Origin of the sequence: Paraconexibacter antarcticus (assembly GCF_024220175.1) — a bacterium.
GTDB classification, from domain to species: Bacteria; Actinomycetota; Thermoleophilia; order Solirubrobacterales; family Solirubrobacteraceae; genus Paraconexibacter; species Paraconexibacter antarcticus.
Map to the genome: position 1 here is coordinate 2,069,277 of NZ_CP098502.1, position 11,239 is coordinate 2,080,515.

Sequence of the window (11,239 nt, forward strand, 5' to 3'; positions counted from 1 at the left end):
CCCGGGCCGCCATGCCCGCCGTCCAGCTCGACCCCCGCCTCGCCACGATCTACCCGCTCGGCACCGAGGTGGACGCGCGCGGGCGCCTGCGGATCGGCGGCTGCGACGCGCTCGAGCTCGCCCGCGAGTTCGGGACGCCCGCCTACTTCGTCGTCGAGGACGACCTGCGCACCCGCGCCCAGGCCTTCGTCGAGGCCTTCCGGGCGGCGAGCCCCACCGCCGAGGTCGTCTTCGCCTCCAAGGCCTTCCCGTGCACCGCGGTCTATCGCGTCCTCGCCGAGGAGGGCATCGGCTGCGACGTCGCGAGCGCGGGGGAGCTCGCCAGCGCGCTCCGCGGCGGCTTCGCCCCGCGCGACATCCACCTGCATGGCAACGCGAAGACCGAGGAGGAGCTCGCCTACGCCGTCGAGGCCCGAGTCCGCGAGATCGTCGTCGACAACGCCGACGAGATCGACCGCCTCGAGCGGATCCTCGCCGAGCGCGACGCCCGCCAGCGGGTCCTCATCCGCGTGGCGCCGGGGGTCAGCCCGGACACCCACCCGTCGATCTCCACCGGCGGCCCGAACACGAAGTTCGGCTTCAACCCGGAGGCCGCCCGCGACGCGATCGCGCGGCTGCGGGCCTCCGAGCGCATCGACCTCGAGGGCATCCACTTCCACATCGGCTCGCAGATCATGGAGCTCGCGCCCTTCGGGGCCGCCCTCAGGGCCGTCTCCGAGCTCGGCGACTTCGGCACGTACAACCTCGGCGGCGGGCTCGGCGTGCAGTACACGGTCGACGGCCCGCAGCCGCCGTCCATCGAGGAGTACGCCTCCGCGAAGGTGCGGCTCGTCGAGGAGGTGTTCGGCCCGGGGAAGCGGGTCATCGACGAACCGGGCCGCGCGCTCACCGCCCGCTCGACCGTCACACTCTATACGGTGCAGTCGGTCAAGCGGAACGTCGTCACCTGGGTCGCCGTGGACGGCGGGATGTCGGACAACCTGCGACCCATGCTCTACGACGCCCGCTACGAGATCGACGTCGTCGACCGGATGACCGGCCCGCAGCCGTCCGAGGACGACGTCGTCGCCCACGTCACGGGCAAGCACTGCGAGTCCGGCGACCTGCTCGTCCGCGACGCCCGCCTGAACGCCCCGCGCGTCGGCGACGTCCTCGTGACCCCCGTGACCGGCGCCTACGGTCACGCGATGGCCAACACCTACAACGGCAGCCCCCGGCCGCCGGTCATCTTCGTGTCCGGGGGCGACGCCCGCGTCGTCGTCCGCCGCGAAACCCGAGAGGACCTCTTCGCCCGTGACGTCTGACCCCGCCCAGCCCTTCCGGACGGAAGGCGAGCCCTCCGGGCGAGCCTTTCGCATCGGCCTGCTCGGCCACGGGACCGTCGGCGGCGCGCTCGCCGAGCTGCTCCCGTCCCGGGCGGACCACATCGCCGCGATCACCGGGATCCGCCCGGAGATCACCGGCGTGCACACCCGCTCGAACGGGACGACGGCCGCCGAGGTGATCGCCGGGGCCGACCTCGTCGCCGAGCTCATCGGCGGCCTCGAGCCCGCGCGCACCTACGTCCTGGAGGCGATGGCCGCCGGCAAGCACGTCGTCACCGCGAACAAGCAGCTGCTCGCCCACCACGGCGAGGAGCTGTGGGCGGCCGCGCGCGAACACGGTGTCCAGCTGCGCTTCGAGGCCGCGGTCGCGGGCGTCGTCCCGGTCATCCGGGTGCTGCAGGAGTCGCTCTCCGGCGCCCACATCGACCGCGTGACCGGGATCGTCAACGGGACGACGAACTTCATCCTCACGCGCATGGCGGAGACCGGCGCGACGTACGCGGACGCACTGCAGGAGGCGCAGCAGCTCGGGTACGCCGAGGCCGACCCGACCGACGACGTCAACGGCAAGGACGCGGCGGCGAAGATGGCGATCCTCGCCCGGCTCGCGTTCGACACCCCGGTCCACATCACCGACGTCGCGTACGAGGGCATCGAGCACCTCACCGGCGATGACATGGCCTACGCGAAGGACCTCGACCTCGGGCTGAAGCTCATCGGCACGGCCGAGCGCGTCGAGGGCGGCATCGCCGTCCGCGTCCATCCGGCCTTCCTCTACCGCGGCCATCCGCTCGCGTCGGTCAACGGGCCGTACAACGCCGTCACCGTCGAGTCCGAGGCGATCACCGAGATCACGATGTCCGGTCCCGGTGCCGGCGGCCCGCAGACCGCGAGCGCCGTCATGGGGGACATCATCAGCGCGATGATCCCGCCGGCGTCCACGCCGGAGACGACGCAGTCGCTCGCCGTCGTCAAGGACGTCGAGTCCGCCTTCTACGTCCACCTCGAGGTCGCCGACCGGCCGGGCGTCCTGGCCCAGGTCGCGCAGGTGCTCGGGCTCCAGGGGGCGTCGGTGAAGTCCGTCGTCCAGAAGGGGCTGGGGGAGAACGCCCGCCTCGTCATGGTCGTCCACCCGCTGCTGGAGTCGAAGATGCTCGCCGCCGTGGAGCTCATCGCCGGCCTCGACTTCGTCCGCGGCCGCCCGCGGGTCATCCGCGTGATCGAGGAGCAGTTCGTATGAGCAGCGACAACTACCCCTCCGGCGAGCCCTGCGCGCAGCGAGGCGGCCACGGCCACCCGGGGCTCATCCACCGCTTCATCGACCGGCTGCCGTTCGACGCGGACGACCCGATCGTCACGCTCCAGGAGGGCTCGACGCCGCTCGTCCACGCGAAGTGGATCTCCGAGCGCGTCGGCGCCGAGGTCTACGTGAAGATCGAGGGCGCGAACCCGACGGGCTCGTTCAAGGACCGCGGCATGTGCTGCGCCGTCACGCAGGCGGTGAAGGAGGGCTCGGAGGCCGTCATCTGCGCCTCCACCGGCAACACCGCCGCGAGCGCCGCCGCCTACGCCGCCCGTGCCGGGCTGCGCGGCGCGGTCATAGTCCCGGACGGGAAGATCGCGACGGGCAAGCTCGCCCAGGCGCTCATGCACGGCGCGCGCGTCATCGCGCTGCGCGGCAACTTCGACGAGGCGCTCGAGCTCGTTCGCGAGCTCACCGACAAGCACCCGATCGCGCTCGTCAACTCGGTGAACCCGTACCGCCTGGAAGGGCAGAAGACCGCGGCCTTCGAGCTCGTCGAGGAGCTCGGCACGCTCGATGCCCTCTGCATCCCGGTCGGCAACGCGGGCAACATCACGGCCTACTGGAAGGGCTTCCAGGAGGCCGGAAGCAGCCCGCGCCTCTTCGGCTTCCAGGCCGCCGGCGCCGCGCCGCTCGTGTCCGGCGTCCGCGTCGAGCACCCGGAGACGATCGCGAGCGCGATCCGCATCGGCAACCCCGCCCGCTGGGAGGAGGCGATGACCGCGATGACGCAGTCCCGCGGCGACATCCGCGCGGTCACCGACGAGGAGATCCTCGACGCCTACCGGCTGCTCGCCGCGAAGGAGGGCGTCTTCTGCGAGCCCGCGAGCGCCGCGTCCGTCGCCGGCCTCCTGAAGTACGGCGCGGACGGCTGCGAGCGCGTCGCCTGCGTCCTCACCGGCCACGGCCTCAAGGACCCGCAGACCGCCCTGGAGCAGTCCGGGTCGGTGCTGCCCTGCGAGCCGAACCTCGGCGCGGTCGAGAAGGCCGTGCTCGGGTAGGCGTCCGGTCGGCCCGCCCGCGGCCGCGATGTTCCGAGGCGCAGCCGAGGAACTCGCAACGGGTCGTCGAGGAGGCGAGCCGCCAGGCGAGTCCTACTCGTCGACCCGCACGCCCTTCCAGAACGCCACGCGGCCGGTGATCTCCTTGGCCGCGTCCTTCGGCTCCGGGTAGTACCACGCCGCGTTGGTGTTCCCCGCGCCGTCGACGACGACCGAGTAGTAGCTCGCGGTCCCCTTCCACGGGCAGACGGACGTGTGGGAGGAGCCGGTGAAGTGCTCCTCCCTGATCGCCTCCGGCGGGAAGTAGTGGTTGCCCTCGACCACGACGGTGTCGTCGGACTCCGCCAAAACCGTGTCGTTCCAGATCGCTCGCATCCCCCCAGCCTAGGAACCCGGCGGCCGCCGCCGGGCGTCCTGGCACCGGTACGTTGCCGGGATGCAGCGACGGCGCACGGTCAAGGTCCCCGCGAGCTCCGCCAACCTCGGGCCGGGGTTCGACGTCCTCGCCGCGGCCGTCGGCCTCCACATGGAGCTCGAGGTGGTCGAGACGGGACGCTTCGCCGTCGTCACCGACCTGCCGATCGCCCTCGACCGGCGCAACCTCTGCGTCCGCGCCTTCGAGCGGCTGCATCCCGCCGACGACTTCGAGTTCCGCATCACCTCCGGCATCCCGCTGAGCGGCGGGCTGGGGACGAGCGCCGCCGCCATCGTCGCGGGCCTCGTCGCCGCCGATCACCTCTTCGAGCTCGACGCCGATCTCCTGACGCTCGCGACCGAGCTCGAGGGCCACCCGGACAACGTCGCCGCTGCCCTGCACGGGGGGATCGCGATCTGCGCCGACGGGACCGCCACCCGCCTGGACGCGCCGACCGGCCTGGAGACCGTCATCGTCGTCCCCGACGAGGCGGTCCGCACGAAGGAGGCCCGCGCGGCCCTGCCCCCGGAGGTCCCGATGGGCGAGGCGGTCTTCAACGCCGCCCACGTCGCCCTGCTGGTGCTCGGCCTGACGACCGGCGACTACGACCTCATCGGCCGGGGCCTCCACGATCGGCTGCACCAGGACCGGCGGGCGCACCTCTTCCCGCGGTCGATGGACCTCGTGCGCCGGGCGCGCGAGCTCGGCGCGATCGGCGCGACGATCTCGGGCGCGGGCCCGACCGTCCTCTTCTGGGCGCCCTACGAGGGGACGCCGTCGCTCATGGAGTCGCTGCGCCGCGAGGCCGACGGCTGGGCGCAGGTCCACCGCGCGCCCCTCGAGACGATGGGCGCGCACGTCATCGCGGTGGAGTAGGGGCGGCGTACCCGACGGGCGACGCCCGTCCGCCGTCTTCAGACGCCGTTCTTACGCCGCCGGCAGGTGCTCGGCGAGGCGCCCGCGCGCCTCCTCGCGCCCGAGCCGGCGCAGCACCTCGTCCCCGAGCGCCAGGTAGTCGGACGCGAGGTCGGGGCGGTACTCGAGGATCGAGACGGCCCGCTCGGCGGAGCCGGCGTACGCGATCGAGGAGCGGATCGTCGTGTCGAAGAGCTTGTCCCCGACGTGCTCGCGGAGCGAGGCGAACGCCTCCCGTGAGTGGACCGTCCGCATGTCCGCGATGTTGAAGAAGACGCCGAGCCAGACGAGGTCGGGGTTGAGGCCGTCGCGGGCGAGGTCGATGACCTCGAGCGCCTGCTCGACGCCCTGCAGCGCGAAGTACTGCGCCTCGGAGGAGACGAGCGCGTAGTCGGCCGCCACGAGCGCGTTGACGGTGAGCAGCCCGAGTGCCGGCGGGCAGTCGATGAGGATGACGTCGTACGGCTCCTCGACCTCGCGCAGCGCCTTGCGCATCGTCAGCTCGCGGCCCATCTTCCCGGCGAGCTGCAGCTCGGCCTCGGCGAGCGTGAGGTTCGCGGGGATGACGTCCCCGTGGATCGCGTCGATCGCCTTGGCGCGCCCGGTGAGGACGTCGGCGATCGTCGGGTCGGCGTCGGGCTCGACGTCGAAGTAGTCCGACAGGTTGCCCTGGGGGTCCAGGTCGATGGCCAGGACCTTCAGCCCGGCGAGGCGCAGGACGTCCGTCAGGGTGCGGACCGTGGTGGTCTTCCCGGTGCCGCCCTTCTGGGAGAGGATCGCGATCTTGTCGGCCACAGGGCGGCAGTATCGCGGAAGTGCCCGATGGATTTCGCCGCGGGGCCCGCGGGAGCACCCGGTCGGGGGGAGGGGGACGGACGGGCGCGGTGCCCGTCCGCTCCCGGGACGATCAGGCGGCGGAGCTGCCCGTGAGACCGGTCTCGGCGGTGCCGGAGCCCGCGGCCTCGCGGAGGAGCACGATGAGCCGGTGGCGGCCGATGACGAGCTCGTCGCCGTCGCCGATGAGCCGGTCGGCGATGCGCTCGCCGTCGACGAACACGCCGTTGAGCGACTGGTCGTCGAGGACGTGCAGGCCGTCCTCCCGCTTCACGAGCAGCGCGTGACGGCGGGAGACCGTCGGGTTCTCGAAGCGGATGTCGGCCGAGAGGGTCCGGCCGATGCGCGTCGTCTCGGCCGCGAGCGGGACGACCCGCAGCTCCTCACCGTCGAGGAACGCGACATGGGCGTCGATCTCGGCGTGGAGGAGCAGCCGCGCGCGGACGATGAGGTCGTCGCGCTCGGACAGCCCGGCCGCGGAACGGCGCTGGAAGCGGCCGGCGGCGAAGAGCGAGGCCCTCGCGTAGTTGTTCTCGCCGCAGCTGGGGCAGGCCCCGAGCTGTTCGGTGGCGGCCAGCGTGACCACGTACCCGCAGTTCTCGCACCGGAACGAGCCGGTGCCCGCCATCGTGCCCGACGTCAGTGAATCCATTGACCGTCTCCTCTCGCACGACCGGGGGACCGTGCAGCCGACCGCAGTTCAGTGAGGATCGCCCCCGGCCGTAAGCGCCGGGTAAAAGGCGGCGGCCGTTGTCGTCGGGATGACCCGGCCGATCATCTACCCCACCGCCGATTTGCGCAAACGACATTGCGTCCACCCCGACAGGCAGGATGGCGGAGCACCGTGGCGAACTCCCCGCACATGCTCCGCCCGCTCTTCGGCAGCCTCGACGAACGCGACCTCGAGCGCCAGCTCCTGCGTCAGAGCGTCGGGGAGCTCACGGCCTGCCGGCACGCGTGCGCGGACTGCGGCCGCACCCCGCTCATCGGGGAGCGCGTCCACCGCTACCCGCGCGGTGAGACCGTCTGCGCGCTGTGCCGTCCGCGCCGCTCCGAGGACCCGGTCACGACCGATCTGGTGCGCCACAGCGAGCGCGGTCAGAGCGTCCGGGTGCGGGCGCGCCCGGTCGTCGCCTGAGCGCCGCGCCCGCGACCGCCGCGGCGGCCCCTCGCGGGTAGACTTCCGCCGCGATGGATCCCGTCACGCAGTCCGCCCACGTGTCGCGCACCCCGTCCGAGGTCTTCGACTACCTCGCCGACGTCGCGAACCACCCGGAGTTCCTCGATCACTTCACCTCGGAGTGGCACCTCACGCGAGAGGACACGTACGGCCTCGGCGCCGGCGTCCGGTACGCGATCAAGATGCGCGGCAACCGCTTTCCGTGGGTCGACCAGACCGTCATCGAGTGCGACGCGCCGCGCCGGCTCGTGCTCGCCGGCCGCGGTGGCAAGTTCAACCGGATCCGCACGCTCACCGTCTACGAGGTCGAACCGTCGGGCTCGAACGGCAGCCGCGTCACCGTGACGTTCGAGACCGAGGGCAAGTACCCGTCCGACCGGCTCTTCGATCGCCGCGGCTACTACAAGCGCCGGCTCGGCAAGGCCCTCCGCCGCGTCTCGAGCATCCTCGAGGACGACCACGACCGTGGCACGCGCGCCAGCATCGCGGGCGGCGCCCGCAAGCCGGCGACCGGCACACCGCTCCGCTAGATAAGGTTCCCGCCGTCATGAAGCTCCGTCGCCTGGCCCTGCCCATCATCGCCTCCCTGGCCGTCACCGGCGGCCTGTCCGCGTGCGGCAAGGACGGCCCGCAGAAGACCGCCGAGTCCGAGGGCACGTACGTGACCATCGGCAAGCTCGAGTACCAGGTGCAGATCAGCCGCCAGCTGAACCCCACCGACGTCGAGGACAAGGACTACCTCGTCGGCATCCCGCCGGTCCAGACCGGCCTGAAGCCCGACGAGGTCTGGTTCGGCGTGTTCATCCGCGTGAAGAACCCGTCCCACAAGACGCTCGCGACGTCGAGCGACTTCACCCTCACCGACACGGTCGGCGACGAGTACTTCCCCGTCAAGACGACGAGCCTCGTCGGCTACGCGCAGACGACGCTCGGCCCGGGCGACGTCTTCCCGCACAGCAACGAGACCGCCGCGTACGGCCCGACGCAGGGCAAGCTCGTCCTCTTCAAGGTGACGAACGCGACGCTCGACAACCGTCCGCTCGAGATGGAGATCACGTCGCCCGACGGCGACAAGGGCTCCATCCGCATCGACGTCTAGGGGAGACCCTCACCGGCGACTGGCAGCATCGCGGCCGCGGCGACGTGATCGCGATGGGCGCTACTTCTTCAGCCCGGCGAGGATGACGCCGCGGGCCAGCGGGGCGGCGACGTCGCCGCCCGCGCCCGCCCGGACGAGCAGGACGCCGACCGCGATGCGCGGCGTCCGCACCCCGCGCTTCGTCGTCCCGCCGGGCGCGAACGCCGCGAACCAGGCGTCGGTGTCCGTCGCGTCCGACGTGTCGGGGCAGCTCTCGGGGTTCGCGGGGTCCGGTGTGCACCGCTGGGTGGACTGGAGCTCCGCGGTGCCGGTCTTACCCGCGACCTGGACGCCGGGGATCGCCGCGGCCGCGCCCGTCCCGTAGCGGACGACGTCGAGCATGAGGCGGCCCGTGGTGCGGGCGGCGGACGGGTCGACCACGGGCTTGAGCTTCGTGTTGTCGGTGCGCTCGTCGATCGACACGGTCAGGTGCGGCTTGCGGCCGCCGAGGCCGATCGTCGCGGCGACCGTCGCCATCTGCAGCGGGGTGGCGAGCACCTCGCCCTGGCCGATGGCCGTCGAGCCGACGGCGAGGTCGTCGCCGATCGCGTCCGGGGCGGGCAGCGTCGAGGTGGCGGCACCGGCGATGTTCGGCGGGTGGTTGAACCCGAAGCGCTCGGCCGTGGCGACGAGCTTCTCCGCGCCGAGCTTCGCGCCGAGCGGGGCGAAGACGGAGTTGCACGACTCGGCGAAGCTGTTGGCGAGCGACCCGCCGCAGGACTCGCCGTTCGCGTTCTGCAGCTGGACCCCCTCGAGCGTCGCGGCGGTCTCCACGGGGAAGGTGTCGGACTCCTTCACGATGCCGTCCTGGAGCGCCCCGGTGACCGTGACCATCTTGAACGTCGAGCCGGGGGGCTGCAGGCCGCTGAACGCGACGCCGGCGAAGGCGAGCAGCTCGCCGCTGCGCGGGTCGAGGGCGACGACGCCGCCGAGGCGGCCGGCGAGCCCGGCGACCGCGGCCCGCTCGACCGACGGCGCGATCGTCGTGCGCACCGCCTTCGGGGGCCGGGGCGGCCGTGACGCGAGGAGGTGCGCGCCCGCGGTCAGGCGGCCCCCCGGGCGCCCGATGAGCTTCGTGTCCAGTGCCCGCTCGAGCCCGGACATGCCGACCTTCGCGTCCGCGGGGACCCCGAGCGCCGTGAGCTCCGCGAGCCGGTCGGCGGGGATCGGGCCGAGCTGGCCGACGGTCTCGACCGCGATGTCCGCCACCGCGGGGTCGGGGGTGCGGGCGTCGCCCTTGGCGAGCACCTGGCCGTCGCGCGTGAGCAGCGTGCCGCGGGGCGGCAGCTCGACGCTCCGGGAGAGGGTCGCGCCCGCCGGGATGCCGGGGAAGACGAGGTTGCGCCGCCAGTCGACGCCGGGGGTGTCCCCGTCCCCGGTGAAGGCCAGCGCGAGCGTCGCGCGGATCGTCCCGAAGACCCGCGTCCGGACGGTGACCGGCACGTCGACGTGCCGGTCGTCGACCCTGTGCGGGGAGCCGGTGAGGATCCGGGTCACGGTCGCCGTGGCGAGCGCGGCACGGTGGAGCGCGGCGAAGCGCGCGAACGGGATCCGGGCCTTCGCGTCGTCCGACAGCATCGGGTAGAGCGCGGCCGCGTCCTCCCGGGCGAAGGCCTTCGCGTAGGCGTCGGCGACCCGCAGCTCGCCGGGGCGCCCGCCGGTGCTCAGGAGCAGGATGCCGCCGGCCACCGCGAGCGCCGCGAGGCCCCCGCCGAGGAGCCGGCGCCGGCGGACGACGTCGTCGTGGGTCGGCGCGGCGGGCCTGCGCGCAGGAGGCCTCCCCGTGGGTCCGGGCGAACGCGTGCTTCCTTGCGGCTTACCAGACAATCCGCGGCGCAGCGTACCCGGCCCGCCCGTATCGACGCGCGCGCAGACGTATATGTTGCCGCGAGGCGGATGCCGCCCCGCGGTCGCCACGGCTGCTCGGTGGGCGCAGCCTCGTATCCGGACCATGACCACGATCGACATCGGCATCCTCGTCTTCTGCGTGTTCATGGCCGCGGTCGGCTGGCGCCAGGGGCTCATCGTCGGCGCGCTCTCGCTCGTCGGGTTCGCGGCCGGGGCCTACGCCGGCACGCGGCTCGCCGCCGCGATCGTGCACGGCGGCTCCTCGTCACCGTACGCACCGCTCTTCGGCCTCCTCGGCGCCCTCTTCGTCGGCGGGCTGCTGAGCGCGGGGCTCGAGGTCCTCGGCATCGGGCTGCGGCGCCGGCTCTCCGCCGTCCCGTCGCTGACATTCTTCGACGGCATCCTCGGCGCGGCGCTCAGCACCGCGCTCGGCCTCGCGATCTGCTGGGTCATCGGCGCCGTCGCGCTGCAGACGCCCGGCGCCCGCCAGTACCGGGCCGACATCCAGCGCTCGAAGGTCCTCCAGCGGCTCAACGACATCCTCCCGCCGTCGGGCGGCCTCCTGAACGCGATCGCGCGCTTCGACCCCTTCCCGACGCTGAACGGCCCGAGCGCCCAGGTCGCCGCGCCCCCGAGGGGCGTCGGCCGCGACCCGCACATCCGCCGCGTGGCCGGGTCGGTCGTCCGCGTGACGGGGACCGCCTGCGGCCTCGGCATCGAGGGCTCGGGCTGGGTCGCGGGCCCCGGCCTCGTCGTGACGAACGCCCACGTCGTCGCCGGCGAGGACGACACCGGCGTCCAGGTGGAGGGCAGCGGCACGCGCCTGCCCGCGAAGGCCGTCGCCTTCGACCCGAAGAACGACATCGCCGTCCTCCGCGTGGGCGGGCTGACCGCGCCCGCGCTCACGCTCGCCCACGACCCGCCGGTCGGGCGCATCGGCGCGGTCCTCGGCTTCCCGCGCAACGGGCCCTACGACGTGCGGGACGCGCGGCTCGGCCCGACGCGGTCGGTCATCAGCTCCGACGCCTACGGGAACCCGGGCGTGCGCCGGTCGATCGTCGTCTTCCGCGCCCTCGTCCGTCCGGGCAACTCGGGCGGCCCGGTGGTCGACACGCGCAGCCGCGTCATCGCCACGGTCTTCGCCACCGCGAGCGACCGGGGCAGGCGCCACACGGGCTACGGGGTCCCCAACGCGGTGGTGCGGAAGCACCTCTCCGGGCTGGGGGGCCGCGTGTCGACCGGCCCCTGCGCGCCGTAGGCGGCTGCGAGGGCGTGGCCGC

12 protein-coding genes are annotated in these 11,239 nt (G+C 73.2%); 8 read left to right on the forward strand and 4 right to left on the reverse strand.

The genetic code is table 11. The features are described 5' to 3' along the window. The first annotated feature begins 11 nt into the window (after positions 1 to 11). From lysA to thrC, 3 genes are read left to right on the forward strand one after another with little or no spacing between them, the layout of a single operon-like run. Positions 12 to 1,304 carry a diaminopimelate decarboxylase gene (gene lysA / locus NBH00_RS10215; protein WP_254573232.1) on the forward strand — a complete coding sequence of 431 codons (1,293 nt, stop codon included), beginning with the start codon at positions 12 to 14 and terminating at the stop codon, positions 1,302 to 1,304. After that, a complete protein-coding gene (locus tag NBH00_RS10220; protein WP_254573233.1) occupies positions 1,294 to 2,565 on the forward strand; it encodes a homoserine dehydrogenase in 1,272 nt (423 codons plus the stop codon). Before lysA ends, NBH00_RS10220 begins: the two co-directional genes overlap by 11 nt. After that, complete coding sequence (thrC, locus tag NBH00_RS10225) at positions 2,562 to 3,629, forward strand: threonine synthase (RefSeq protein WP_254573234.1); 1,068 nt, start codon at positions 2,562 to 2,564, stop codon at positions 3,627 to 3,629. Before NBH00_RS10220 ends, thrC begins: the two co-directional genes overlap by 4 nt. A gap of 93 nt (positions 3,630 to 3,722) precedes the next feature. Here the strand turns inward: thrC and NBH00_RS10230 are convergent, their stop codons facing one another. After that, positions 3,723 to 4,004, reverse strand: coding sequence for a DUF427 domain-containing protein (locus NBH00_RS10230; RefSeq protein ID WP_254573235.1), 282 nt, complete (start codon positions 4,002 to 4,004; stop codon positions 3,723 to 3,725). Between the two features lie 61 nt (positions 4,005 to 4,065). Between NBH00_RS10230 and thrB the strand changes: the two genes are divergently transcribed. Beyond that, positions 4,066 to 4,920 (forward strand): homoserine kinase, encoded by an 855-nt coding sequence (gene thrB / locus NBH00_RS10235; RefSeq protein WP_254573236.1) that lies wholly within the window; start codon positions 4,066 to 4,068, stop codon positions 4,918 to 4,920. 51 nt (positions 4,921 to 4,971) lie between these two features. Here the strand turns inward: thrB and NBH00_RS10240 are convergent, their stop codons facing one another. Continuing rightward, on the reverse strand, positions 4,972 to 5,754 hold the full coding sequence (locus tag NBH00_RS10240) for a ParA family protein (protein WP_254573237.1): 783 nt from the start codon (positions 5,752 to 5,754) through the stop codon (positions 4,972 to 4,974). A 112-nt stretch (positions 5,755 to 5,866) separates the two neighbouring features. Beyond that, positions 5,867 to 6,445 (reverse strand): FHA domain-containing protein, encoded by a 579-nt coding sequence (locus NBH00_RS10245; protein WP_254573238.1) that lies wholly within the window; start codon positions 6,443 to 6,445, stop codon positions 5,867 to 5,869. A gap of 210 nt (positions 6,446 to 6,655) precedes the next feature. Here NBH00_RS10245 and NBH00_RS10250 point away from each other — a divergent pair, with 210 nt between their 5' ends. Genes NBH00_RS10250 through NBH00_RS10260 form a run of 3 tightly spaced genes read left to right on the forward strand, consistent with a single transcriptional unit; the run spans position 6,656 to position 8,072 of the window. Next, positions 6,656 to 6,931 (forward strand): hypothetical protein, encoded by a 276-nt coding sequence (locus NBH00_RS10250; RefSeq protein ID WP_254573239.1) that lies wholly within the window; start codon positions 6,656 to 6,658, stop codon positions 6,929 to 6,931. A 53-nt stretch (positions 6,932 to 6,984) separates the two neighbouring features. Next, the gene (locus NBH00_RS10255; RefSeq protein WP_254573240.1) at positions 6,985 to 7,503 is read left to right on the forward strand and encodes an SRPBCC family protein; all 519 of its coding nucleotides are present in this window, start codon (positions 6,985 to 6,987) and stop codon (positions 7,501 to 7,503) included. Positions 7,504 to 7,520: 17 nt separating this feature from the next. Further along, positions 7,521 to 8,072: a hypothetical protein gene (locus tag NBH00_RS10260; protein ID WP_254573241.1), complete on the forward strand. Its 552-nt coding sequence runs from the start codon at positions 7,521 to 7,523 to the stop codon at positions 8,070 to 8,072. A gap of 60 nt (positions 8,073 to 8,132) precedes the next feature. Here the strand turns inward: NBH00_RS10260 and NBH00_RS10265 are convergent, their stop codons facing one another. Continuing rightward, positions 8,133 to 9,800 carry a penicillin-binding transpeptidase domain-containing protein gene (locus NBH00_RS10265; RefSeq protein ID WP_254573242.1) on the reverse strand — a complete coding sequence of 556 codons (1,668 nt, stop codon included), beginning with the start codon at positions 9,798 to 9,800 and terminating at the stop codon, positions 8,133 to 8,135. 262 nt (positions 9,801 to 10,062) lie between these two features. On the opposite strand from NBH00_RS10265, the gene NBH00_RS10270 reads away from it, so the two are divergent. Then, positions 10,063 to 11,217, forward strand: coding sequence for a MarP family serine protease (locus tag NBH00_RS10270; protein ID WP_254573243.1), 1,155 nt, complete (start codon positions 10,063 to 10,065; stop codon positions 11,215 to 11,217). The last annotated feature ends 22 nt before the right edge of the window (positions 11,218 to 11,239 follow it).